Annotated in this window: 22 protein-coding genes and 1 pseudogene; 10 read left to right on the top strand and 13 right to left on the bottom strand. The window is 74.5% G+C overall.

The window, feature by feature from the left end; genetic code table 11:
- Both D450_RS0106135 and D450_RS0106140 read right to left on the bottom strand, forming a co-directional pair.
- The coding region (locus D450_RS0106135; protein WP_017537797.1) for an AMP-binding protein at positions 1-679 on the bottom strand (679 nt) is incomplete at its 3' end.
- 156 nt (positions 680-835) lie between these two features.
- A complete protein-coding gene (locus D450_RS0106140; protein WP_017537798.1) occupies positions 836-1,570 on the bottom strand; it encodes a sporulation protein in 735 nt (244 codons plus the stop codon).
- 169 nt (positions 1,571-1,739) lie between these two features.
- On the opposite strand from D450_RS0106140, the gene D450_RS0106145 reads away from it, so the two are divergent.
- The gene (locus D450_RS0106145; protein WP_241483078.1) at positions 1,740-2,789 is read left to right on the top strand and encodes a M14 family zinc carboxypeptidase; all 1,050 of its coding nucleotides are present in this window, start codon (positions 1,740-1,742) and stop codon (positions 2,787-2,789) included.
- 124 nt (positions 2,790-2,913) lie between these two features.
- Here D450_RS0106145 and D450_RS0106150 read toward each other — a convergent pair whose 3' ends face one another.
- From D450_RS0106150 to D450_RS0106170, 5 genes are all read right to left on the bottom strand, one after another.
- A complete protein-coding gene (locus tag D450_RS0106150) occupies positions 2,914-4,179 on the bottom strand; it encodes a multidrug effflux MFS transporter (RefSeq protein WP_017537800.1) in 1,266 nt (421 codons plus the stop codon).
- 247 nt (positions 4,180-4,426) lie between these two features.
- A complete protein-coding gene (locus D450_RS0106155; protein WP_083932556.1) occupies positions 4,427-5,656 on the bottom strand; it encodes an MFS transporter in 1,230 nt (409 codons plus the stop codon).
- Positions 5,657-5,744: 88 nt separating this feature from the next.
- The gene (locus D450_RS0106160; RefSeq protein ID WP_017537802.1) at positions 5,745-6,176 is read right to left on the bottom strand and encodes a MarR family winged helix-turn-helix transcriptional regulator; all 432 of its coding nucleotides are present in this window, start codon (positions 6,174-6,176) and stop codon (positions 5,745-5,747) included.
- Positions 6,177-6,364: 188 nt separating this feature from the next.
- The gene (locus tag D450_RS0106165; RefSeq protein ID WP_051060469.1) at positions 6,365-6,736 is read right to left on the bottom strand and encodes a DUF3037 domain-containing protein; all 372 of its coding nucleotides are present in this window, start codon (positions 6,734-6,736) and stop codon (positions 6,365-6,367) included.
- An 11-nt stretch (positions 6,737-6,747) separates the two neighbouring features.
- A complete protein-coding gene (locus D450_RS0106170) occupies positions 6,748-7,515 on the bottom strand; it encodes a HipA family kinase (protein WP_026128409.1) in 768 nt (255 codons plus the stop codon).
- Between the two features lie 226 nt (positions 7,516-7,741).
- Between D450_RS0106170 and D450_RS0106175 the strand changes: the two genes are divergently transcribed.
- Positions 7,742-9,556, top strand: coding sequence for an alkyl/aryl-sulfatase (locus tag D450_RS0106175; protein WP_017537805.1), 1,815 nt, complete (start codon positions 7,742-7,744; stop codon positions 9,554-9,556).
- A 190-nt stretch (positions 9,557-9,746) separates the two neighbouring features.
- Entirely contained in the window at positions 9,747-10,601 is an 855-nt protein-coding gene (locus D450_RS0106180; protein WP_017537806.1) for an SAM-dependent methyltransferase, read from the top strand.
- Between the two features lie 159 nt (positions 10,602-10,760).
- Here D450_RS0106180 and D450_RS0106185 read toward each other — a convergent pair whose 3' ends face one another.
- Complete coding sequence (locus tag D450_RS0106185) at positions 10,761-11,795, bottom strand: NAD(P)-dependent alcohol dehydrogenase (RefSeq protein WP_017537807.1); 1,035 nt, start codon at positions 11,793-11,795, stop codon at positions 10,761-10,763.
- Positions 11,796-13,111: 1,316 nt separating this feature from the next.
- Between D450_RS0106185 and erm the strand changes: the two genes are divergently transcribed.
- The 5 genes and pseudogenes from erm to D450_RS35710 form a co-directional block, all read left to right on the top strand.
- Positions 13,112-13,915, top strand: a complete 804-nt coding sequence (erm, locus tag D450_RS0106190; protein ID WP_017537808.1) for an ErmE/ErmH/ErmO/ErmR family 23S rRNA (adenine(2058)-N(6))-methyltransferase — start codon at positions 13,112-13,114, stop codon at positions 13,913-13,915.
- 824 nt (positions 13,916-14,739) lie between these two features.
- Positions 14,740-15,867: a chitinase gene (locus D450_RS29590; protein WP_017537809.1), complete on the top strand. Its 1,128-nt coding sequence runs from the start codon at positions 14,740-14,742 to the stop codon at positions 15,865-15,867.
- A gap of 188 nt (positions 15,868-16,055) precedes the next feature.
- Positions 16,056-19,142 carry a DEAD/DEAH box helicase gene (locus D450_RS0106205; RefSeq protein ID WP_017537810.1) on the top strand — a complete coding sequence of 1,029 codons (3,087 nt, stop codon included), beginning with the start codon at positions 16,056-16,058 and terminating at the stop codon, positions 19,140-19,142.
- A complete protein-coding gene (locus D450_RS0106210) occupies positions 19,139-19,954 on the top strand; it encodes an SWIM zinc finger family protein (RefSeq protein WP_017537811.1) in 816 nt (271 codons plus the stop codon). The genes D450_RS0106205 and D450_RS0106210 overlap by 4 nt, the downstream gene beginning before the upstream one ends.
- A 27-nt stretch (positions 19,955-19,981) precedes the next feature.
- Positions 19,982-20,342, top strand: a pseudogene (locus D450_RS35710) (transposase); the annotation flags it as partial.
- 338 nt (positions 20,343-20,680) lie between these two features.
- Here the strand turns inward: D450_RS35710 and D450_RS0106215 are convergent.
- From D450_RS0106215 to D450_RS29600, 3 genes are all read right to left on the bottom strand, one after another.
- Entirely contained in the window at positions 20,681-21,106 is a 426-nt protein-coding gene (locus D450_RS0106215; protein WP_017537812.1) for an ACT domain-containing protein, read from the bottom strand.
- A 101-nt stretch (positions 21,107-21,207) separates the two neighbouring features.
- Entirely contained in the window at positions 21,208-21,756 is a 549-nt protein-coding gene (locus tag D450_RS0106220; protein ID WP_017537813.1) for a GNAT family N-acetyltransferase, read from the bottom strand.
- 102 nt (positions 21,757-21,858) lie between these two features.
- Entirely contained in the window at positions 21,859-22,422 is a 564-nt protein-coding gene (locus D450_RS29600; protein WP_017555982.1) for a GNAT family N-acetyltransferase, read from the bottom strand.
- A 310-nt stretch (positions 22,423-22,732) separates the two neighbouring features.
- Here D450_RS29600 and D450_RS0106230 point away from each other — a divergent pair, with 310 nt between their 5' ends.
- Positions 22,733-22,984: a PLD nuclease N-terminal domain-containing protein gene (locus D450_RS0106230; RefSeq protein WP_017537815.1), complete on the top strand. Its 252-nt coding sequence runs from the start codon at positions 22,733-22,735 to the stop codon at positions 22,982-22,984.
- A 31-nt stretch (positions 22,985-23,015) separates the two neighbouring features.
- On the opposite strand, the gene D450_RS0106235 is transcribed toward D450_RS0106230, so the two are convergent.
- Together D450_RS0106235 and D450_RS0106240 are read right to left on the bottom strand one after the other, a co-directional pair.
- Positions 23,016-23,663, bottom strand: a complete 648-nt coding sequence (locus D450_RS0106235; protein ID WP_017537816.1) for a class I SAM-dependent methyltransferase — start codon at positions 23,661-23,663, stop codon at positions 23,016-23,018.
- A gap of 11 nt (positions 23,664-23,674) precedes the next feature.
- Positions 23,675-24,154 carry a DoxX family protein gene (locus tag D450_RS0106240; RefSeq protein WP_017537817.1) on the bottom strand — a complete coding sequence of 160 codons (480 nt, stop codon included), beginning with the start codon at positions 24,152-24,154 and terminating at the stop codon, positions 23,675-23,677.
- A 97-nt stretch (positions 24,155-24,251) separates the two neighbouring features.
- Here D450_RS0106240 and D450_RS0106245 point away from each other — a divergent pair, with 97 nt between their 5' ends.
- Positions 24,252-24,812: a TetR/AcrR family transcriptional regulator gene (locus D450_RS0106245; RefSeq protein WP_017537818.1), complete on the top strand. Its 561-nt coding sequence runs from the start codon at positions 24,252-24,254 to the stop codon at positions 24,810-24,812.
- The last annotated feature ends 63 nt before the right edge of the window (positions 24,813-24,875 follow it).

Raw genomic sequence — 24,875 nt, forward strand, 5'->3', positions numbered from 1 at the left:
CCGGCTCCACCCCCTCCAGCGCCGGCGCCAGACGGCGCACCAGCGCATCGGCGGAGTCCAGGCGGTTGCCGTGGGTGAGCACCGCGCCCCGGCCCGGCCCCTCCACCGACGCCGGGTAGGCGATCACCGCCGGGTCCTCGCGCACCGTCTCCTCCATGCGGAACCGCACCGAGGAGGAGTCCATGTAGGCGCCGGGGCGGGTGACCGCCTCCAGCCCCTCGGGCCCGTCCAGGCGCCAGACCCGGCCCAGGTCCGGCACCTCGCGGGCGGCCGCGGTGGCCGCCTCGGCCTGGCGCCCGTCCTGCAGCACCACCGCGGCCGGGCGGCAGTCGCGCACCACCGCGAGCAGCCGCCGGGGCGCGCACGCGGCCGGCAGCGGCACCGCCACCGCGCGCACCGCCCAGACCGCGAACTGCAGCAGCACCTGCTCGTAGCGGGCGTCGCCGACCAGCACCACCCGGTCGCCCACGCCAACCCCGGCGCCGATCAGGCCCTTGGCGACCGCGGTGACCTCGCTGAGCAGGCGGGCGGCGGTGACCCGCTCCCAGGCGCCGTCGTCACCGCGCCGGGAGACCACCTCGGTGCCGGGGAGCTCCTCGGCGTTGCGGTAGAGCACCTCGGCCAGCCCGCTCAGCGTCCCGGCCGGCACGGCCCCCTGCCATGCACCGCTCTCCCGCATGCGTCCGCCTTCCCGCTTCGGTAGGTCCGCACCCGAACCCCCGGCGGCGCCGGGGGTGTGCGCGTCGAATCCCGCCCACTGTGCCCGGGTGCGCACGCCCCGTCAACCCCGGTAAGGGCTTGCGCACAGGGCGTGACCAGGGGCGATCACCGCCTGTCAGGACCGGGCGGCCGCTTCCAGCCACGCGGTGAGCCCGGACACCCCCGGGGCCGGGTCGTCGTGGTCCACCGCGCCCCGCCAGGCCTGCCCGCGGCCGTCGGCGCGCTCGGCGGCCACCCGGCAGGAGCGCTCCCCGGTGACGAAGACCATGTCCACGTCCACCCCGCGCTCCGCCGAGCCCAGGCACAGCTGCTGGTAGAACGGCAGCCGCTGCTCCATCCCCGGCACCAGGCCGCGCTCCAGGCGCGCCCGGCGCACCGGCAGGCCGGCCTCCTCGGCCGCCTCCAGCACCGCGGCCTGCGAGGCCAGCGGCGCGACCGCCACCGGGTCCAGGTCCTCGGGGTCCACCGCGGCCGACACGTGCAGCTGGGTGTACAGCCCCACGCCCATGCCCGGGATCGCCCGGCCCCGGAACCGGGTCAGCGGCGTCTCCCAGGGCAGCGCCAGCTCGAAGGGGACGTCCACCCGGGCGCCGGAGCCCAGCTCCAGGGCGTCCTTGACCCGCTCATGCTTGAGCTGCAGCTCGATGTCCCACTCGACCTCGCCCTTGTCCATCTCCGCGCGCGCCTGCAGGCCCACCGTGACCTCGTCGATGTGCAGGTCGACCTCGCCGCCCTCGACGTGCACCGTGCCGGCCAGCACCCCTCCGGGGCGCACCTCGCCCTCGCGCAGGACCGTCCGCACCGCGGCCCCGCCGAATCCCAGGCCGGCCAGCAGCCGCTTGAACTCCATCGTCGGCAACTCCTCACTCGCTCGCGCATCCGGGTGCCCTCCGAACCCTAGAGGGTCGGGGCCTCCGCCCGGTCCGATGCGGCGCGCGGCCACGCGGTTCCCGGTGCCCCCTCCCACCCGACATGCACACCTTGTGCCCCGGTGACCACTGCGTGCACAATCCCCGAGCATGAAGCGAATCCGGCGCCTCGTGACGGCCCTCACCACCGCCGCCCTCCTCTCCCCCCTCCTCCCGTCCCCCGCCGCAGCCGACGCTCCCCCCGCCCCCGGACGCCCCATCGACCCCCGCCCCAGCACCGAGCAGCTCCAGCGCCACCTGGACCGGATCGAGAAGAAGAGCCGCGGCGCCGTCGAGGTCGCCACCATCGGCACCACCAACCAGGGCCGACCCATCCTGAACGCCACGGTCGGCGACGGCCCCGTCCGGCTGATGTACATCACCCAGCAGCACGGCAACGAGCCGCTGGGCACCCCGGCCGCCCTCAAGCTCCTGGAGGAGCTGGCCACCGGGCCCGACCGCGCCGAGCGCGAGCTCCTGGACCGGGTCACCCTCGACATCGTGGTGCGCGCCAACCCCGACGGCCACGAACTGGACCAGCGCTACAACCACGACCCCGACGCCGACCCCGAGTACGGCGCCCCCGGCACGGGCTACGACCCCAACCGCTACCACGACCCGGCCCTGGCCCCCGAGGACAACCCGGTCCCCGAGGCCGCGGCCGTCCGGCGCCGGTACGAGGCCTTCGACCCCCACCTGGTGGTCGACTACCACATGCAGGGCCGCTACGCCGACGACGACGGCGAGGAGATCACCGCCTCGCTGATGTGGCCCACCCACCCCGACGTCTCCCCGGGCGCCGTCGCCCTGTCCCGCCAGGCCGTGGCGGTCTCGGCCGAGGCCATGGACGACTCCTACGACGGCGCCAACGTCAGCCGCTACCCCGGAGGGAACTACCAGGGCATCGCCCGCAACGCCTACGGCCTCCTCGGCAGCGGAAGCGTCCTGGTCGAGCTGAGCGCCACCGGCCCCGACATGGAGCAGGCCCAGATCGTCTCGGCCTACGACTCCATGTACGCCCTGGCCGAAGGGGCCGCCGACGGCTCATTGTTCGCGACCGACCCCGCCGACGCCGACGACCTGCCCGAGCGCGGCGCCCCGCTGCCCCCGGCCCAGGACCAGGCCCAGCCCCTCCACGTCGAAGGCGACGACCTGGACTGACCGCCGCCTGGACTGACCACCGCCGACGACGAGGCGAGGGCCCGGGCGGAGCGCCTCCGCCCGGGCCCTCGCCCGCTCTCCCGGTTTCCCGGACCGCCGCGCGGCGCGCGGTGCGGTCCTCGGTTCAGGCCGCGGTGCGGGCCGCGCGGCGGGCGGTCACGGCGAACACCGCCGCGGCCGCCACCGCGATCCCCGACATCACCACCGCCATGCTCGCCAGGCTCGCCTGCCCGGTCGCGGTCATGCCCGCCAGCGACGACAGGCCCCCGCCCAGCGCGAACTGCATCGACCCCATCAGCGCCGAGGCCGTCCCCGCCACCGACGGCGACTGGCTGGAGATCGCCAGCGTCGTGGCGTTGGGGAAGACAAAGCCCACGCTGAACATCAGCGTCCAGAACACCGCGGTGAGCACCGGCAGCGCCCAGGCCCCCGACACGCCGGCCGCCGCCAGCACGCCCAGCACGGCCACCGCCGCCAGCATCCCGGTCAGGCCCCCCGCCAGCCGCCGGGGCGTCTCCACCCTGCCGATCAGGTAGGCGTTGACCTGGGTGCCCAGCAGCAGCCCCACCGTGTTCACCGCGAACATCAGGCTGAACTGCTGGGCCGAGGCGCCGAACTCGTTCTGCGAGACGAACGAGAAGGAGCTGATGTAGGTGAACATCGCCCCGAAGGACAGCCCCAGCGTCAGCGCCGGCCCGATGAACCGCACATCGCGCAGCAGCCCGCCCACGGTCTGCGCCAGCGACCGGGCCCGCAGCGGGCGCCGCCGCCCGCTCGGCAGGCTCTCGGGCAGCCCGAAGAAGACCACCACCCAGCTGGTCACGGCCACCGCCGCCAGCACCGCGAAGCTCAGCTGCCAGGGCCCCACCCGCAGCAGCTGGCCGCCCAGCACCGGGCCCAGCAGCGGAGCCAGGCCGGTCACCAGCATCAGCCGGGAGAAGAACCGGGCCGCGTCGTCGCCCTCGAACATGTCCCGCACCACCGCGCGGGAGATCACCGCGCCGGCGGCCCCGGCCACCCCCTGCACGAACCGCAGCCCGGTGAACACCCCCGCCGAGGGCACCACCATGCACGCCAGCGAGGCCAGGGCGAACACCGCCACGCCCACCAGCAGCGGGCGCCGCCGCCCCAGGGCGTCGCTCAGCGGGCCGATCACCAGCTGGCCCACCGCCATGCCCAGCATGATCGCGGTCAGCGTCAGCTGGATCTGCGCCTCGGTGGAGCCCAGGTCCTCGGCGATCACCGGGAAGGCCGGCAGGTACAGGTCGGTGGCCAGCGGGCCGGTCGCCGTCAGTGTGGCCAGGACCAGGACCAGGACCGCCGTACGGCGGCGGCGCCCCGCACCGCGCCCGGGGTCCGCGCCGGGGGCGGGCGGCGGGGCTGCGGGCACGGAGGGCGAGGACGCTGAGGACACGCCGGGGGCTCCCTTCGACGGCGGCGGAAGAACGGGCGGACGGCTCCCCGAGGGGGCGCCGTCCTCCCCAACACATTCACCCATAGATCCCATCCCCCGACGAAGTGATTTTCGCCCCACGGCCGCCGGGGAGCACGGACGCCGGGAGCGGGGTGTGCGGGCACCGGGAGAACACACCGCGGGGGTCCGGGCCGGTCGGTCCGGGCCCCCGCGCAGGAACACCTCAGCCCTTGAGCGCCCCCAGGTGGTGCCGGCGCGCCACCAGCACCCCCATGGCCACCAGGCAGCACACCGCGCCCACCGCGTACGGCAGCACCGGGCTGACCTCCTCGCCCAGCTTCGTGGCCACGAACGGCGCCAGCGCACCGCCCATCCACCGGACGAAGTTGTAGCCCGCCGAGGCCACCGGCCGCGGAGCGTCCGAGACCTCCATCGCCGCCTCGGTGAACACCGTGTTGTTCATCCCGATCGGCACACCGGTCAGCACCACGGCCGCCACCACGCCCGCGTGCACGTCCAGCCCCGCCGACACCGCGATCGCCGCCTGAAGCACCAGCAGCGCGCCCAGCGCCACGTGCAGCGTGCGCACCGACCCCAGCCGGTGCTGCAGCCGCGGCGCCACCACCACCGACGACACCGCCACCAGCACCCCCCAGGAGAAGAACACCGCCCCGATCCCGTAGGGCGACATCCCCAGCACGAACGGCGTGAACGCCAGCACCGTGAAGAAGGCGAAGTTGTAGAACAAGGCCGTGAACGCGGTGGTGGACAGGCCCCCGTGCGCCAGCGCGCGCAGCGGGTCGGCCAACCGCGTCTTGGCGGCCGGCTTGGGCGGCGCCTTCAACAGCACCGTGATCAGCAGGAAGCCGACCGCCATCAGCACCGCGGTGCCGAAGAACGGCGCCCGCCAGTGCCAGTCGCCCAGCAGCGCACCGAGCAGCGGCCCCGAGGCGATGCCCACGCCCAGCGCCGCCTCGTACAGCACGATCGCCGACTCCATGCCGCCCACCGCGGCCCCGACGATCACCGCGAGCGCGGTCGCCACGAACAGCGCGTTGCCCAGGCCCCAGCCCGCCCGGAACCCGATCAGCTCACCGACCGAGCCCGACGCGCCCGACAGCGCGGCGAACACCACCACCAGGGCCAGCCCCAGCAGCAGCGTCGCCTTGCCCCCGATACGGCTGGAGATGAACCCCGTCACCAGCATCGCCACCGCCGTCACCAGGAAGTAGCTGGTGAACAGCAGCGACACCTGGCTGGGCGAGGCGTGCAGCCCCTCGGCGATCGACGGCAGGATCGGGTCGACCAGGCCGATGCCCATGAAGGCGACGACGGCGGCGAAGGCGGTCGCCCAGACGGAGAGCGGCTGACGCCACGGGCTCGCCCCCTTCCTCCCGGTCTGGTCACCGGTCGCGGGGGCCGACCCGGCGGGCGGTAAATCAGTCGTGGACATAGGCGTCCCTTGACCTCCCAATTCGCTCGTCCGCACCGCGCGGACGGGGGACATTGCAACGATCCGGACGGGCGGCGGCCGGCGCGGCCTACTCCCCGTCCCTGCGAGCAGCGATCTTCCGCAGCGCCGGGAGCGCCGCCGCCACGGCCGCGCGCTCGGCGTCACTGAGCTCGCCCAGCCGGGCCCCCAGGAAGGCCGCACGCGCGGCGCGCCCCTCCCGCAGCAGCTCGCGCCCGTGGTCGGTGAGCGCCACGGCCACCGCCCGGGCGTCCTCGGCGTCGGGGCCGCGCTCCACGGCCCCCAGCGCCTCCAGCCGCGACACGTGCGCGGTCATGGTCGGCGTGCGCACGCCGTGCTCGTGGGCCAGGGCGGTCATCCGCCGCGGCCCGCCGACCAGCGACCCGAGCACGCCGAGATGCTGGCCGGAGACCTGTTGGTGGGCGGTCGCCTGCCGGGTGAGCAGGACCAGCTCGCGCAGCGTGGAGGCGAGCTCGTGGGCGAGGTCGGGATGCTGTCGCACCCGGGCAGGATATGATTAGGTAGGCTAACTAATCAAATCGGCGCGCGGCTCTCTGCGCACCTGTGCACGATGGCCCCGTCCGTGCGCAGGGGCACCCTGCACGACGAAGGGGCGGCCCGGGACGGCGGGCTCTGCCCNACCTGTCCCGGCGCCCGTCTCCCACGCCCGTCCTGACGCGGAGCCGGCGCTCAGCCGACCAGCGCGTCCGCCAGCCTCCCCAGCTCCGCCGCCGGATCGCGGGTCAGCCCCGAGTGGATCGGCCCCGGCTGCACGATCGTGCTGCGCGGAGCGGTCAGCCAGCGGAAACGCGCCCCCTGCGCCTCGGAGCGGGCCGGCCCGGCCTCGGCACCGCCGCGGCACACCCGCCGCACCGCCTCCAGGGCACGGCCGACCCCGTCCACGTCGACCTGCGGGTCGATCGCCCGCAACCGCTCGGCGTCCAGGGCGCAGTGCGCCTCCAGGTAGCCCGCCGACTTGCAGTAGACGATCACGCCCGCGTTGACCTGCTCCCCGCGCTCCAGACGCGGGATCACCCGCACCAGCGCGTACTCGAACACCATCGGCCCGCCGCTCACCGGCCCACCTCCGGCAGCCAGACGCGGTCGGAGGCCCGGGCGGCCAGGTGCTCCACATAGGCCTCGCGCACCTCCTGCGCCGAGGCGAACCCGGGCTCGTCGACCAGCCACTCGTCGGGGACCAGACCCGCCACCTCGCGCAGCAGGTCCTCGGTGACGCGCGGGGCCAGGTCGGCGTCGGCGGCGGCCAGGTCCGGCGCGGCGCCGGCCAGTACGTGGTCGGAGGCGTCGTAGGGGCGCCGGACGGCCGTGGCGGCGCCCTTCCAGTTGTGGTGGAAGATCAGGGTGGCTCCGTGGTCGATCAGGTAGGGCTCGCCGTGCCAGACGAGCATGTTGGGGTTGCGCCAGGAGCGGTCGACGTTGCCGGTGAAGGCGTCGAACCACAGGACGCGCCCGGCGAAGTCCGGTCCGGTCTCATAGACCAGGGGGTCGAAGCCCAGGGCACCGGGCAGGAAGTCCATGCCCAGGTTGAGTCCGCCGCTGGCCTTGAGGAGCTCCTGGACCTCCTCGTCCGGCTCGCCGCGTCCGATCACCGCGTCGAACTCCAGGCGGACCAGCTCGGGCACGGGAAGCCCCAGGCGCCTCGCCAGCTCCCCCGCCACGACCTCGGCCACCAGCGCTTTGCGGCCCTGCCCCGCACCGATGAACTTCACGACGTACATACCGAAGTCATCGGCTTCCACCAACCCTGGGAGCGAGCCGCCCTCCCTCAGCGGGAGGACGTAGCGCGTCCCCGCAACTTCTCTCAGCACGCGCGCCAGGATATGCGCAGGACCGAGGGGAGGCCCCGAGCCCACCCCGCACGGCGGCGCGTTGTGGTGGTGAGCGCGGCGTAGCCGCGTCGATTACTTCTCTCCTTAGAGTGTGAGCATCGGAAAACCCGCCTTGACGGCGTAGATCATGGCCAGACCCGCAGGAACGCCCCTGGAACGGCACAGGTTTTACCGCTCACCGGTTTTCCATCGGCCCGACTCTGGCGAATTCCCCACCATGACCGAACTCGATTACGGAGACCGGACCGACTTCGACGACGCCGACCGTGGACACATCGCCTCCCTCACCCCCGGAATCGTCAAGGACGAGCAAGGAAAGGTCGTCTGGGACAACGACGTCTTCTCCTCCTTCCTCCGAGGGGACTGTCCCCCGACCGCAGACCCTTCGCTGTGGCGGCAGTCGCAGCTGTGCTCCCGACAGGGCCTCTATGAGGTGACCGAGGGCATCTACCAGGTCCGCGGGCTGGACCTGTCGAACATGACCCTCGTCGAAGGCGACACCGGCGTAATCGTCATCGACCCCCTCGTCTCCAACGAGCCTGCCGCCGCCGCGCTCGCGCTCTACCGGGCGCACCGGGGCGACCGCCCCGTCACCGGGATGATCTACACGCACTCGCACGTGGACCACTTCGGCGGCGCCGAGGGGATCGTCCCGCCGGGCAACCCCGACGGCGTCCCGGTCCTCGCGCCCGAAGGGTTCACCGAGCACGCGGTCGCCGAGAACGTCTACGCGGGCATCGCCATGGCACGGCGCGGCATGTACCACACCGGCGCCACGCTGGACCGCGGCCCTGAGGGGATGATCGGTACCGGCCTGGGGCAGACCGCCTCGGCCGGCACCGTGTCCCTGGTACCGCCGAACGTCGACATCACCCGTACCGGCCAAGAGGAGACGGTCGACGGCGTCCGCATCGTCTTCCAGGTCACCCCGGGCACCGAGGCACCGGCGGAGATGAACTTCCACTTCCCCGACCGGCGCGCCCTGTGCATGGCCGAGAACGCCTCCCACACGCTGCACAACATCCTCACCCTGCGGGGCGCACTGGTACGCGACGCCCGGGTGTGGGCGCGCTACCTGGACGAGGCGGTCACCCTCTTCGCCGACGCCTCCGACGTGTCCTTCGCCTCCCACCACTGGCCCACCTGGGGCACCGAGCGCATCACCCGCTACCTCACCCAGCAGCGCGAAATCTACGCCTACCTGCACGACCAGACACTGCGCATGCTCAACCAGGGCATGACGGGCCCCGAGATCGCCGAACGGATCGAACTGCCCCCGGCGCTGGCCGGGGCCTGGCACGCGCGCGGGTACTACGGATCGGTCTCCCACAACGTGAAGGCCATCTACCAGCGCTATATGGGGTGGTTCGACGGCAACCCCGCGCACCTGTGGGAGCACCCTCCGACCGAACTCGCCGAGCGCTATGTGGAGTGCATGGGCGGCACCGACAGGGTCATGGCCCTGGCCGCGGACTATGCCGACAAGGGCGACCTGCGGTTCGCCGCCACCCTGCTCAACCACGCCGTGTTCGCCGACCCGGAGAATTCGGCCGCCCAGAGCGCTCTGTCCGGTGTCTACCAGCGTCTCGGCGAGGGCTCGGAGTGCGGCACCTGGCGCAACTTCTACCTGACGGGCGCCAAGGAGCTGCGCGACGGCATCACCCCCAACCCGTTCGGCATCTCCGGCGGGATGGCGGCGGGGCTGAGCACGGTGCAGCTCTTCGACTCGGTGGCGATCCGGGTGAACGGCCCCAAGGCCTGGGACGAGGCGCTGAGCATCTCCTGGACGGTCACCGACACCGGTGAACGCCACCGCATGACGCTGACCAACGGCGTGCTGACGCACCGTCCCGAACCGGAGGGCGCACCGCCCGCGGATCTGGCAGTCTCCCTCACCAAGCCGCAGTTGTTCGTTCTGCTCTCCGGCGGCGACGCCGAGGGCGCCGTATTCGAGGGCGACCGATCGGTCCTCCAGCGCCTGGTGGGGGTCCTGGACGCCCCCGACCCGGACTTCCCGATCGTCACCCCCTGAGCACGACCCGATCCGGCGCTGAAGCCGGGGCCGACCGGAACCGACCGCCCGGCCTCGGTGCAGGTGTGCCGCCGCCTTTCCAGGTGAGCACCACCGGCACCGGAACCGCATCCGGGCGCCCCTGCGGCGCGCCCGGACCACGCCTGCCGCAGGGGTCCCGGAGGCCGCCCTCTGCACTAGGGTGTGCGCCGTGAACGCCACCCCTCACCCTGACGACGACCCCGCGACCACCCCCGGCCCCGCGCCGTCCGGCGAACGGGCGCGTGTCGACCCGACGGTCGCGCACAACGCCCGCGTCTGGAACCACTGGCTCGGCGGCAAGGACTGCTACGCCTCGGACCGGGCGGTCGGCGACCACGTCGCCTCCCTGTTCCCCAGCATCGTGCAGGTCGCCCGCGCCGACCGCGGATTCCTGCGCAGGGCCGTGCGCCACCTGACCGCCGAGGCGGGCATGCGCCAGTTCCTCGACATCGGCACCGGCCTGCCCACCAGCGACAACACCCACGAGGTCGCCCAGGCCGCCGCCCCCGGCAGCCGCATCGTCTACGTCGACAACGACCCGATGGTGCTGGTGCACGCCGAGGCGCTGCTCACCTCCACCCCCGAAGGCGCGACCGACTACATCGAGGCCGACGCCCGCGACACCCGGCGCGTGCTGGCCGAGGCCTCCCGCACGCTGGACTTCGACCGGCCCGTCGCCCTGATGATGCTGGGCGTGCTCAACTTCATCGAGGATGACGACGAGGTGGCCGCCCTGGTCCGGCGGCTCGTGGACGCCCTGGCCCCGGGCAGCCATGTCGCCCTGAGCCACCCCATCGTGCACACGGGAGAGGGCGGGAACGCCGAGGCGATGGCGTACTGGAACGAGAACGCCACCCCGCCCATCACCGGCCGCACCCCCGAGCAGGTCGCCGCGCTCCTGGAGGGCCTCACCGTCCTCGAACCCGGCGTGGTCTCCTGCTCCCGCTGGCGCCCCGACGTGGGCGACGACGGTGCGCAGCCCGCCTGGGTCGCCCAAGTGGCCGCGGTCGCGCGCAAGGACTGAAGGACCGGCGGCAGGGGCCGGCCGAGAGACCGGGTCAGGCCGGGGCGGTCGCCCGCCCGCCCCGGCCTCTGTCGCCGACGGGGGGGCACCGGGCCGCCCCGGCCGGGCCCGTCACTTCCCTGGCGCCGGGCCCGCCCCTTCCGCGCTCTCCCCGGCGCCCTAAGGGACGACGACCGCGCGCCCCTGGATCCGGCCCTCCTCCATGCGCTCGTAGACCTCCGGCCCCTGTTCGATGCCGTAGCGCTCCACGTGCACGCCCACCGCGCCCTGGCGGGCGAGGTCGATCAGCTCGATCAGCTCCGAGCGCCCGCCCCAGTAGGTCGTCTCGACGGCGGTCCCGTAGGGCACCGCACCGAAGCCGACGGGCAGCGCCCCTCCCCCGATCCCCACGATGTTCACCGAGGAGTCCTTGGCCGCCGCCTTCGCGGCCAGCTCGACGGTGGCCTGCGCCCCCACGAAGTCGAACACCGCGTTCGCGCCGGCCCCGCCGGTGAGGTCGCGGACGGCGCCGGGAGCCTGCGTGTCGGAGCGCAGCGCGTGGTGCGCCCCGATCTGCTCGGCCAGCTTCAGGCTCTCCTCGCGCACGTCGAGGGCGACCACGGTCGCGCCGGTCATCGCACGCAGGAGCTGGACGGCGACGTGCCCGAGCCCGCCCACGCCGATGACGACGGCCGTCGCCCCCGGGTACAGGTTGTGCTGGGCGCGCTTGATCGCGTGGTAGGGCGTGAGTCCGGCGTCGGTGAGGGGCACGGTCCGCACCGGGTCCAGGTCCCCGATGGGGACGAGGTGGCGCTGGTCGTCGATGAGCACGTACTCGGCCAGCGCCCCGGGCGCGCCCAGCCCCGGCGGGTGGATGCCCAGCTCCTCGGCGCGCGCGCAATAGTTCTCCATCCCGCGCGAGCACTCCCGGCAGGCACCGCACCCCCACGGGCCGTAGACGACGACGGATTCGCCGACCGCGACCGCGGACACGTTCTCCCCGACCGCCTCGACCACGCCGGCGGCCTCATGGCCGAGCGTGAGGGGCAGCCGGAACGGGAACGCGTCGGCCGGCCAGCTCATGACCGCGACGTCGGAGTGGCACACCCCCGCGGCCGTGACCTTCAGGAGAACCTGGCCGGGCCCGGGCTCGGGCACCGGCACGTCGTTGACCACGGGCGCCTGGCCCACCTGCACGTACTGGACCGCACGCATACGTCGCTCCCCCGTTGCGAATGACCTCCGGACCCGTCACCGGGCCCCTCATCCGTCCTACACCCCGGCGGGTCATCGCCTCCTCAAGACATCCCCGCGCCGCCTTAGAGCATCCGGAAAGGAGGCTCTGGCGCCCCGTCCGGCGCCGGGGTCGTGTCCCCTGCCGGGCGCCGACCGGAGACAGCACCGAAACGGGTCGGTGATGGGGGGTGTGCGTCGAGGTCGGTACACGTCGGCGACCGGAGGCCGCTCGGCCGGTCTTGCCGGGTCCCGGCGCTGGAGAGGCGGGCTCGGACGGGTCGTGTCCGCTGGCGTGGTGGAGCTCTCCGGGCCCCGGCCGCCCGCATCGACACCCTTGTTGATCTCGGGGAAGTCGGGGTAATACCGGCGAGTATTACCCCGACTTCCCCGAGATCAACGGCGAGGAGGGGGTGCGCACCCGGGGCGGGGTCCCCGATCGCGCTGCAGCGGTCGCACCGCTCACAAGGACGCGGCCGAAAGTTCCACCGCTCCAGCGGACACGACCGTCGGACGCCGCAGGCCAGCATGGGCGCCCATCACCGATCCAGGAGGACGGCGGTGCCGCCTCTGACCGTGACACCGCTCCACCGGCCACGGCCAGGCACCGAACCGGGGGCGTACCCGTCGCGGAGTACGGGGCCGCTCTAGGCGGGCAAGAGCGGCCTGCCCATCACCGCTCACCGGTCGGGCGCGAGGCACGACGGCCCTCCCCCACGCCTCACCGCCCCGAGGCCGGTGCCGGGAAATCCCTTTGCCCGCCATGCCCGCCGACGCGTAGTGTCGGGGCATCATGGGAGCCTTCCAAGCGATCTTCGACACCCGGACCGCGGCACGGTCCGGGATTCAGCTGTTCCGCGACCGCGCCGCCGCCCCGGACCGGGTTCCGGGAGCCGGCCGCTGACGCGTACCGCCACTCCGTGCCGAGCACCGACGATCGGGCTCGGCTGAGCCTCTGAGCTCCTGAAGGGGCGTCAGCCCTGCGGGCCCGAGTGTCACCACCACCGGCCCGTCTTCCGCCGTCCCCTCGGTCGGCGCGCATGCGCCGCCCCGCTCCCCTGCGGACCCCTGCACACCGCTCGCCCCCGGTCCGGGGCCTGTTCCGTCATGCCCGACGTACATCAGGGCGGGCGGTCCGGTCCGCGCAGGAGGCCCCATGCCGCCCGTCCCGGTCGGCCGCCGCACCGTGCGGCGGCAGGAACGGACCCCACGTGGCGCAGAACCATGGATCCGGTCGGAACGCCCGTTCCGCGAAGAGCACCATCGGCCGCTCCCGGGAGCACACACCGGGACGGCGCATGGGGGCGGGGACGCGTCGGCGCTCACTCTCGCAGAACTTCCTCGCCGATGCGTCGGTCGCACGGCGTCTGGCGCGCGGCGCCGGCCTGCCCCCGGACGGGCTGGTGCTCGAACCCGGCGCGGGCGACGGGATGATCACCGCACAGCTGGCGCGCACCCGCGCCAGGGTCGTCGCCTATGAACTGGACCCCCGCTTCGCCAGGCGCCTGGCCGAGCGCTTCGCCGATTCCCCGCGGGTGCGGGTGCGCACCGCCGACTTCACCAAGGCCGCCGCGCCCCGCGAACCGTTCTCGGTCATGGGGAACATCCCCTACTCGCGCACCTCCGCCATCGTCGACTGGTGCCTGCGCGCCCGCGCGCTGGAGTCGGCGACGCTGCTGACCCAGTGGGAGTACGCCCGCAAGCGCACGGGCGACCTGGGCCGGTGGAGCAGGCTGACCGTTCTGACCTGGCCCTTGTTCGAGTGGAGCCGGGGAGAGCGTGTGCGCCGCGACCGCTTCCGCCCGGTTCCCCGGGTCGACTCCGGGGTACTGCGCATCGTCCGGCGCCCCGAGCCGCTTCTCCCGGTGGCGGCCCTGGCCGACTACCGCGCCCTGGTGGACACGGGCTTCTCCGGGGTCGGAGGGTCCCTGCACGCCTCACTCCGGCGCCGCTACGGCAGGCGGCGCGTGGACACGGCTCTACGGGCGGCCGGCGTGGAGCGCGGGACCGTGGTGGCCTACGTCACACCCGGCCAGTGGGCGGCCCTGTCCTGTCACCTGCTCGGGATAGAAGGGGAAGGGATCGCCGGGCAGGCCCGGTGACCGCAGGCCGGGCGCGCGGGCCGAGGACGGCGGCCTCCGCGCCCGGCCGTCTCCACTCGGGGCGGGCTCAGTGCNCCCTCCCGGGCGGTCGGGGCCCTCGGACGCCGGGGCGCTCCTGCGGTAGGCGGCGGCGCCGATCGCACCGGCCCCCACCCCAGCAGGACGCCGGCGGTGGTCGCACCCCAGTCCGGCGAGGAGGGCAGGCCCGCACCGGAGACCACTCTCATCCCCGGGCCTGTCCCCGGCGTCGGGGCCCGCCCATAGGACGGCCCGGTCAGCGGGGAGTACGCGAACCACCCGAAGGACTCGTGGGCGCCGCCCGGCGCGGTCCCCGTCTTCATCATCTCCACCGAGACCACGGTGGTGGTGGCGTCGGCGGCGGCGCCCGCGAGCACGCAGGCGCCCCAGGCCAGGGGGAGGACCGCGGGGCCGCCGCGCGTCTCGCGCACCGAGGGCAGGGGCCACCGCAGCAACGCGGTGGCCGCCGCCCCGGCGGCCAGCGCCCCGGCCGAGACGAGCAGCAGGGAGAAGGAGCGGGACCCGGCGAGGATCCCGCTGCCGGTGAGCAGGATCGCCGGCACCGCGGCCGCACCGGCGATGACCGAGCGTCGTCCGGCGTCCATCCGCCCCGCCCTATTGAGCTTTTCGGGACGGCCGGCGGGGCAGGGGACCCCGCCGGGCCGGGCACGGCGGGCCGGCGGGGATTCCGGGGCGCCAGGGGGTGTTGACGGCCCCGGGGGCGGGGGTTACCTTCACCACATCTATTAGGAAAGTTTCCTTTAGATTCAGGCCCCCGCCCGCTCCCACCCCGCGAGGAGCCCTCCGTGAAGCCCCTGACCCGCACCGTCGCCGCCACGGCCGCCCTGGTCTGCGCCACCACGGGCGCCGCGGCCGCCGCACCCGCCGCCTCGGCCGCGCCCGCCTCCGCCGCCGTCCTTCCCGACCGCGTCCTCGCCGGCTACCTGCACACCAGCTTCGCCAACGGGTCCGGCTGGGTGGACCTGGCCGACGTGCCCCGGGAGTGGGACATCATCCACCTCGCCTTCGCCGAACCCACCACGCCCACCTCGGGCCGGCTGGAGTTCTCCCTGTGCCCCGAGCAGGAGTGCCCCGGCGTGCCCTCCAAGGCGGAGTTCATCTCCCAGATCCGCGACGCCCAGGCGCGCGGCAAGAAGGTCGTGCTCTCGGTCGGCGGGGCGCGCGGCCAGGTGTCCCTGGAGACCGCCGCCGCCCGCGACGCCTTCGTCGAGTCCGCCACCGGCATCATCGCCGAGTACGGCCTGGACGGCCTCGACGTCGACTTCGAGGGCCACTCGCTCTACCTGGACGACGGCGACACCGACTTCCGCTCCCCCACCACGCCGGTCATCGTCAACCTCATCGACGCCCTGCGGACGCTCAGCGACCGCCACGGCCCCGACTTCGTCCTGACCATGGCCCCCGAGACGTTCTTCGTCCAGATGGGCTACTCCCACTACGGCAGCGGCCCCTGGGGCGGCGCCGACCCGCGCGCCGGGGCCTACCTCCCGGTGATCCACGCCCTGCGCGACCGGCTGACGCTGCTGCACGTCCAGCACTACAACTCCGGCCCGATCATGGGGCTCGACGACCGGTACCACACCATGGGGTCGGCCGGCTTCCACGTGGCCATGGCCGACATGGTCCTGCAGGGCTTCCCCGTGGCGGGCGACGACTCGCAGGTGTTCCCGCCCCTGGAGCCCGAACAGGTCGCCATCGGCCTGCCCTCCAGCCCCTACGCGGGCAACGGCCACACGCCGGTGACCGAGGTGCAGGCCGCCTGGGACTGCCTGACCACCGGCGAGCGCTGCCCCGAGTACGCCCCGCGCGGCTCCTACCCCGGGCTGCGCGGCCTGATGTCCTGGTCCATCAACTGGGACCGCTACAACGGCGACGAGTTCGCCACCGAGCACGGTGCCCACATCGGTACCTGACCGGCGCCCCGCCCTCCGGGACGGCGCCCGCGGCCGAACGCCCCCGCCGGCGCCCCGCCCCCGGCCCACCCGGGCCGGGGGCGCGACCGGCGCGCCCCGCCCGTCCGCGATGCGTGGCGGAAAAGGTCCCCGGGGGTCGCGATACTGGGAGGCGTCATGGTGGAAGGCGCGACCGATGGGGGCGGAGCGTGCGGGTACTGCACGGGGCCTGGGAGGGGGCCGACGGCCTGGTCCTGTGGGCGGAGGACGCCGCGCTGCCTCCGTGCGCCGAGGATTCCGGCGCGCGCGGCAGGGACGGCGGGACGACTCCGCTCCACCCCTACGCCGTTCCCGCGGCAGACCTGGGCGCCCTGCTGTCCGAGGCCGGAGCGCGCGCCGGTGAGCGGTCCGAGCGCCGGGTGCCGCTGCCCGGCTCGGCTTCCCACCCGCTGCCCTCCCCCGCCCTGGGAGCGCTGCCCGGAGCGCCCGAGGTGGACGGGCCCCGCCTGCACACCTGGCGCGTGCCCGCCGTCGTGCTGCACGGAGCCGAGGCCGACCGCGCCCTGGAGGTGCTGAACCAGGGGCCGCTCGGGGACGTGGCCCTCGGTCCGGCGCTGCGCCACCTGCAATCGGTGCGCGCCTTCGCCCGGAGGCTGGCCTCGGCCGGCCGCGTCCTTCCCCGCCTGGTGGGCGAGCCGCCCAAGGCGCTCTGGCGTCCCGTCCTCCAGGGCGCCGACGCCGAACACTTCCGCGCGCTGCGCACATCGCTCCCGCCGTCGGCCCGCGCGCTGGGCGCCGACGGCGTCGAAGGCACAGAGGACGCCGACGGTACCGACGGCACCGCGCCTGAGGCCGCCGATCCCGTCTACGCCGCGCTGTGCGCCCTGACCGACGCCGCCGGACGGTCCCTGTCCCGGGGCGCCCGCCCCGCCGGCGGCCGCACCGGACGCGCGGGTCACACGGGCCGGTCGCTCGCCTCGGCGCTCGCCCGGCCCGAGCCGCGCCCCCTGTCGGCCCCGGCCGAGGAGTCCGCCGCCCTGGCCGCCCGGCTGCGCGGCTGTCACGCCGCGGCCGAGCGGCCCGGCGGGGCCCGCCTGGTCCTTCGCCTGGTGGAGCCGGACCCGCAGGAGCGCGAGGCCGGTGAGCCCGAGCGGTGGCGGGTGGAGTTCTGGGTGCGCTCCTCGGCCGACCCCAGCCTGCAGCTGCCGCTGTCGGAGGTGTGGCTGGGCGAGGGCGGCGCCTGGCTCCCCGACGACGTGGAGAGCACCCTGCTGCGCGACCTGCGGCGCGCTGCCCGCCACTTCCCGCCGATCCGCGACGCCCTGGAGGAGCTGGCCCCCTCCGCGGTGGAGACCGGCACCGGCGGCGCCTACGCCTTCATCCGCGACGCCGCCCCCCGCCTGGACGCGGCCGGCTTCGCCGTGGTCCTGCCCGAGGGCATGGACGGCGCCCGGCTGGGACTGCGCCTGACCGTGCGCGAGGCCGAGCCGTCCGGGTCCGGGGGCGGCATCGGCCCGACCGACCTGGTCGACTTCTCCTTCGAGGCGGTGCTCGGCGGCGCGGCGGTCGACCTGGCCGAGCTGGAGGAGCTCGCCCGCCTCAAGCAGCCGCTGGTGCGGCTGCGCGGCCGGTGGGTCGAGGTGGACCCGGCGCACCTGCGCTCGGCACTGGAGTTCCTGCGCCGCCGCGGCTCCGGCCGGATGCGCCGGGACGAGGCGCTGCGCGCGGCCGCCTCCCCCGACGGAGGCGGCGCGCCGCTGCCGGTGGACGAGGTCGAGGCCGACGGCGCCCTGCGCGACCTGCTCGGCGGCGCGGAGGCGCGCCTGGAGCCGATGGACACCCCCGCCGACTTCGACGGGGCGCTCCGCCCCTACCAGCGCCGGGGCGCCGCCTGGCTGCGCTTCCTGGGGCGCCTGGGCCTGGGCGCGGTGCTCGCCGACGACATGGGGCTGGGCAAGACCGTGCAGCTGCTGGCGGTGCTCGCCGACGAGCGGCGGGACGGTGCGGTGCCCGGGCCCACCCTGATGGTCTGCCCGGTCTCGCTGGTGGGCAACTGGGTACGCGAGGCCGCCCGGTTCGCCCCGGGCCTGCGGGTGCACGCCCACCACGGCCCCGGCCGCCCGCACGGCAACGCCCTGGCCCGCACGGCGGGCGGGTGCGACCTGGTGGTGACCACCTACGGGGTGGTGGCGCGGGACGCCGAGGAGCTGGCGGCCCTGCCCTGGCACCGGGTCGTCTGCGACGAGGCGCAGGCGGTCAAGAACCCCTCCACCCGCCAGGCGCGGGCGGTGCGCGGGCTGGAGGCCGACACCCGTATCGCGCTGACCGGCACACCGGTCGAGAACGACCTGGGCGAGCTCTGGTCGATCATGGAGTTCGCCAACCCCGGGCTGCTGGGGCCGCGCGCGCCCTTCCTGCGGGGCGCCGCGCGCATCGAGCGCGGCGAGGGCGCGGAGGCCGAGCGCGCCGCCGACGCCCTCAAACGCGCCACGGGCCCTTTCATCCTGCGCCGCCTGAAGACCGACCGCTCCATCATCGAGGACCTGCCGGAGAAGAACGAGTTCCGCACCTGGTGCACGCTCACACCCGAGCAGGCCTCGCTCTACAAGGCCGCGGTGGAGGAGATGACCCGCCGCCTCGACGAGGCCGACGGCATCCAGCGCAAGGGGCTGGTGCTGTCGACCATGGCCCGGCTGAAGCAGATCTGCAACCATCCCGCCCAGTTCCTGGGGGACGGCTCTGCGCTGGCCGGCCGATCGGGCAAGCTGGAGCGGCTGGAGGCGGTGCTGGAGGAGGCTCTCGCCGAGGGCGACAGCGCCCTGTGCTTCACCCAGTACGCCGCGCTGGGCGACCGCCTGGCCCCCTACCTTGCGGCGCGCCTGGGGGCGCCCGTGCTGTGGCTGCACGGCGGCACCCCGCGGCCCCGGCGCGAGGAGATGGTGCGGCGCTTCCAGGAGGCGGCCGAGCCCATGGTGTTCCTGCTCTCGCTCAAGGCGGCGGGCACCGGGCTGACGCTGACCGCGGCCAACCACGTCGTGCACATCGACCGGTGGTGGAACCCGGCGGTGGAGGAGCAGGCCACCGACCGTGCCTTCCGCATCGGGCAGCGGCGCGACGTCCAGGTGCGCAAGCTGGTGTGCACGGGGACCCTGGAGGAGCGGGTCGACGAGATGATCGAGCGAAAGAAGGCCCTGGCCGAGCGGGTCGTGGGCACCGGCGAGGACTGGCTGACCGAACTGTCCACCGATGAGCTGCGCGAGGTGGTGCGCCTGGCGCCCGAGGCGGTGGCCCGGTGAGCCGACGCGGTACGGAGGAGTCGTCCTGGTGGGCGGAGAGCTTCACACAGGCCCTTGAGGCGGGGACCGAACCCGGACGGCTGGCGCGCGGGCGGGCCTACGCGGCCGACGGTGCGGTGCAGGATCTGAAGGTGGTCCCGGGCGAGGTGCGCGCGCGGGTCGCGGGATCCGGGAGGTCTCCGTACCGGGTCAGCCTCATCCGCGTGTGCCTGGCCGAAGAGGACTGGGAGCGCGTACTGGGCGCCCTGGCGGGGCAGCCGCTCTTCCGCGCGCGCCTGTTCGAGGGCGCGCTGCCGCCCGAGGTCGAGCGCGTCTTCGGCGTGCTGGGGCTGGACCTGTTCCCCCGGGGCCTGGACGACCTGGTGCTCACCTGCTCCTGTCCCGACTGGGGCGGGACGTGCAAGCACGTGGCGGCGACGCTGACGGCCCTGTCCGAGGCGGTGGGGCGGGACCCGTTCCTGCTGACGACCTGGCTGGGCATGGCGCGCGGGGACTTCCTCGCGGGGCTGCGCCGCCATGCGCACGGGGCGGCGGACGCCGACGACGCTGGGAGCGGCACGGAAGGGGCCGGCGGGTCGCCCTTCCCGGACACTCCGCGTCCCCGAGCCGAGCCGTTTCCGGACCTTCCTGTGGACCCCGCACGCTTCTGGGCCGACACCGTTCCCCCGGAGCCGGCACCGCCGCGCCCTCAGCCCGCGATCTACGCGGCCGACCCCGCGGACGACGACGGTGGCGACGACGCCACCGCCCTGCTGGACGCCCTGGAACCGCTCTACACGCGCATGACCGAGGCCTCCCCTGACGACGTCTGACCCGGCGCTTCCCCTGGTTCCGGGGACGGCCGCTGGGAAGGCGACCTGATCCCGGGTGCGAACAACGCCTCGGCCATCGCGTCCCGGGGCGAGCGCTCCACCCGCTGCGTCCTGCTCGCGGCCCTGCCCGAGGGCCAGGTCGCCGAGATGGCCCGCCACCACCGGTTCACCCTGGAAACAGGCATCCGCGTCCACTTCTGCGATCCGCACCCGCCCTGGCGGCGCGGCTCCAAGGAGGACTCCTACCGGTGCACTCTTGAACACGCCAACGGGCTGCTGCGCCAGTACGTCCCCAAGGGCACCGCCTGTCGGCGCACTCGCCCGAGTACGTGAACATGGTGACCGTCCAGCTCAACGGCCGACCCGAAAGACCCTGGTCTGGGACACCTCTTCAACGACAGCAACCGGCCACCGGTGTTGGGACGGCCCCAAGAAACCCCCCTCGACGCAGGGGAGATACACCACTCCCCGGGGAGAGCCGACGGTCCCCGGGGCCGAGATGGGACCACGAGCACGGGCCGGCCTGCCCCTCACCGCCGACTGCTGCGCACGGCCGATCTCAGCGACGCGGGGCACGAACGGCACAGGCGCGGCTCGACTGCGGAGCGGGTCGACGGTGCGGGGCGACAGGCTTGGCGATCGGGGTCGCCCACGGCCGGTCACCCGGCCCCTGAGGGCGGGCGGCGAAGCCGGGCCCGGCCGGCGCGGGCTCTTCCGTCCCGCCGTTCAGCCGTGTGCGGACGGTGTTTCGCCGCCTCGCGCGGACAGCTCTTCCAGGACGGAGAGCGCGCGCTCACGCTCGTCGTAGGGAACGAACAGGTGGTCGTGGAAGAAGCCCGCGACGACGTTGCAGGACAGGCCCTCCTCCCCCAGCGCCCCGGCGACGGCGGCGGTCAGGCCGACGGCCTCCAGCGCCGAGTGCACCTTGAGCTCGATCCACCCCGCCACGTAGTCGTAGGACAGGCCTGCGGCATCGGCCTCGGCGCGCGGGCAGACGATGGTGATGGCCTCGTCCTCGGCGACCGTGGCGACCGGACGCACCCCGGCGGGCACCTCGGGGGCGTGGGTGAAGACGTACTCGCCCTCCCGCAGCTCCGGTCGCATCCCGGAGACGAGCCGGGCCAGGTCGCGCTCTCCCGTGACGACGCTCATCGGGCCTCCTTCGCTCGCTCACTTCCCTCTGAGCCCAGAATGCCCGCCCGTCCCGTGCGGCGCACGCCCATCACCCCACGCGCCGCCCTTCGGTGCCCCGGTCAGTCCAGAGTGCGCTGCATGAGCACGGTGTCGAGCCAGGCGCCGTGCTTGTAGCCGACCCCTGTGAGGCGGCCGGTGCGGGAGAACCCCAGGCGCTCGTGGAGGGCGACCGACGCGGCGGCCCGGCCCCGGTCGGGGGTGTCGGCGATGACGGCGACCATGCTCTTCAGCCCGGCCGCACCGCACGCCGCGATCAGGGCGCGCAGGAGTTCGGTGCCCAGGCCGCCGCCGGTGCGCCCGGGCGCCAGGTAGACCGAGTCCTCGACGGTGAACCGGTAGGCGGACTTGGGCTTCCAGGGGGCCGCGAGCGCATAGCCGGCGATCCCGCCCCCGCTCTCCGCGCTCTCTCCGCTGTTCGCGCCGTTCCCGGCGTCGGCGACCAGGAACGGCAGCCCGCGCTCCTGCAGGTCCAGGAACCGGGCCCGCCACACGGCGGCGTCCGGCGCCTGCTCGTCGAACGTGGCGACGGTCTCGGCGACGTAGTGGGCGTAGACGGCCGCCACGGCCTCCATGTCGCCCTCGTGCGCCGGGCGGACGCGCGCTGCCATCCCTCTCCTCGGTGGGTCCCGGCCGGTGGTCCGGCGCCGGTGTACGGCCGGATCCTACGCGCCCGGGGCGCTCGGCCCCGGAGCGGCCCCCTGTGCCCTCGCCTACTCGCCGGTGCCGAAGCCCGCCGGGACGGCGCCCTCCAGGTCCGACGGGCGCATGCGGAAGACCTGCAGAGTGGTGTCGTAGTACTTGTCGGTCTCGCCGACCCACTCCATCCCGATGCGGCGGGCGGTGGCGGCGGCGCGCTCGTTGTCCGGGCGTGCGACGGCGAAGAGCTCCTCCAGCCCCTGTTCGAACGCCCACCCGGCCAGGCCCCTGGCCGCCTCGGTGGCGTAACCGCTCCCCCAGGCATCCGGGCGCAGGTGCCAGCTCAACTCGAAGTCCTCCTCGTAAGGGGGAAGCTGGCGCAGGGTGAGGCCGCCGATCACCTCGTCATCGGTCCGGCGGACCACCGCCCACCGGCCCGCCGGCGGCACCAGGTCGGGCTGGGCCTCGATCCAGGCCTGAAGGACCGAGCGCATGGCCTCTTCGTCGCCGACCGTGCTCATTTCCGGGGTGAGGCGGGCGGCCACTTTCTCGACCCCGTAGATCCGTAGTGCGGCGGACGCGTCTTCGGGCGCCCAACCGCGGATGAGGAGCCGTTCGGTGCGCAACTCGGACGTCATGCAGAAATGCTAGACGAACCCATTTCACGTGAAGGTAAAGGACTCTTGGGACTCGTCCGCGCGAGTCCGGCTCCCCCGCCCGGTCCGGTAGGGCCCCGAACCCGCGGAACGGCGGGGCCTCAGCGCGCCTGCCCGAGCGCGGCCCGGCGGCGGGCGCCCGGGGCCCACCGACGATCGGCCACCGCGGCACGGCCGACCCCCGACTTCTGGCGGCCCCCGGAGTTGGTCCTCCAGAGGGACGCGCAGGTCGGGGGCGGGATCCTAGCGTTATGGCGACAGATCGAAGAACCTGAGGATTGGACCCCGCACCATGGTCACCCACAGCGCCTCCCTGCTCGCCGACGCCGGCCAGGTCGGGAGCGCGGCCCTTCTCGTCCTGGTCGGCCTGGCCCTGGTGGCCTACGCCGCGTTCATCGTCGCCGCGTTCATCGGCAGCCTCGCCTCGCGGCTGGAGGCCGGGATGAAGGTCGTGTGGGCCCTGTTCATCATCTGCGCCCCGTTCCTGGGGGCGCTGTGCTGGTTCGTGATCGGCAGGAGGAGCGCGGCCGCCGCGGCGCACTGACGGCACGGCGGCCGGACCGCGCCCGGTGCGGTCATTCGCCCGCGCGCATCAGCAGGTGCCCGCGCCGGAACCGCTCCTGCGGGCCCGGCTCGCGCAGCATCCGGCCGACCTCGGTGAACCCGGCCGCGCCCGCCGCCGCGGCCAGGTCGTCGGCCGGCCACCGGTAGGCCGTGGCCACCTTGTGGTCGAACGCGGCGACCGGCCCGCCCTCGGCCTCGAAGAAGGCGAGCAGGAGGTGCCCGCCGGGCGCGAGCACCCGGCGGAACTCGGCGAGGTAGGAGGGGATCTCCGGCGGCGGCAGGTGGATGACCGAGTACCAGGAGAGGACGCCGCCCAGGGCCCCGTCCTCCACGGCCAGGGCGTCCATGGAGCCGACGTCGAAGCGGAGGTCCGGGTACTCCCTGCGCGCGATCGCGACCAGGGCCGCCGACAGGTCCACGCCGAAGGCGTCCAGGCCGAGGTCCCTGAGGTGCGCGGTCACCGCTCCGGGGCCGCATCCGAGCTCGGCGACGGGCCCCGCGCCGCGGACCAGGTCGGCGAAGGCGGCGATCACCGCGCGGTCCAGGGGCAGGGTGGCGAGCGCGTCGCGGGCGAAGTCGGCGTAGAGGTCGGCGACGGCATCGTAGGCGTCCGCCGTCGCCCGGAGGTGGGCGGTGGACTCGTCGGTGGATTCGTTCACGGCGGCGCAGCCTATCCCGCCCGGCCTTCGGCCGGGGCCCGGCGGGCCTTTCGGACGTGGTGCACCACCACGCTGAGGGCGGCGGCCAGGAAGACGAGCTGGAGCAGGGTCCTCGGCACCAGGCGGTCGTCCCACGGCAGACCGGCCCCGCTGAGCGCGCGGTGGACGTTGGCCGGGAACATCGCCACCAGCATCAGGGCGAGCCCGCCCGCGGCCCACGGCGCGGTGGCGGACCACAGCAGCGCCGCGGCGCCCGCCAGCTCCAGCACCCCGGTGACGGTGACCAGCAGTTCCGGTGCGGGCAGCGCGGGCGGCACCATGGCGACCAGCTCCTGGCGCATGCCCACGAAGTGCGCGAGCCCGGTCACCGTGAACATCAGGGCCAGCCCGCAGCGCACGGCCACCGGCCAGGAGCGCAGCCGCCGCACCCCCGCCAGGCCCGCCACGAGCACCGCCGAGGTGCCCACCAGTAGGAAGACCAGCGGCGCCATGGCGCCTCCCCTCCATCGGCGAGATCGATCTTTTCACTGCCAAGATTGCGCACCGCCACGGTCTTGTCAATGAAAAGATCGGGGCTAGGCTGGGGCCATGGCCTACCACCACGGCGATCTCCGCCGGGCCCTGCTCGCCGCCGCGGCCGCCGCCATAGCCGAGTCCGGGGCCTACGCGGTCAGCCTGCGCGGGCTGGCCCGCCAGGCCGGCGTCTCCAACGCGGCACCGGCCCACCACTTCGGCGACAAGCCCGGCCTGCTCACCGCGCTGGCCGCCGAGGGGTACGGCATGCTCGCCGACACCGTCGCCGAGGCGCGGCTCGCGGGCGGCGGGATCGTCGGGATGGGGGCGGCCTACGTGCGCTTCGCCCTGGAGCACCCGGCGCACTTCGAGGTGATGTTCCAGCCCGGCCTGCTCCGGACGGACGACGAGGAGCTGGCGGCCGCCCAGGCGCGGGCGAGCGACGCGCTCGCGGCCGGGATCGCCGAACGGCGGGCCGAAGGCGGGGACGCCGGTCTCACCGGTGTGGCCGCGTGGTCCCTGGTCCACGGCTACGCGACACTCGTGCTCTCAGGCTCGCTGCGCCCGGAGGACCCCCGGGGCCAGGCCCGCGCGATCGCCCGCCTCCTGTTCCCTGAGGACGCCACCGGACACTGAGGTGTGCCGTCCCTTCGGGGGCGCCCCGGGCAGGGGCACGGAGGCACCGCCGTACACCGGAGT

This window comes from Nocardiopsis halophila DSM 44494 (assembly GCF_000341245.1).
In the GTDB taxonomy this organism is placed as follows: domain Bacteria; phylum Actinomycetota; class Actinomycetes; order Streptosporangiales; family Streptosporangiaceae; genus Nocardiopsis_A; species Nocardiopsis_A halophila.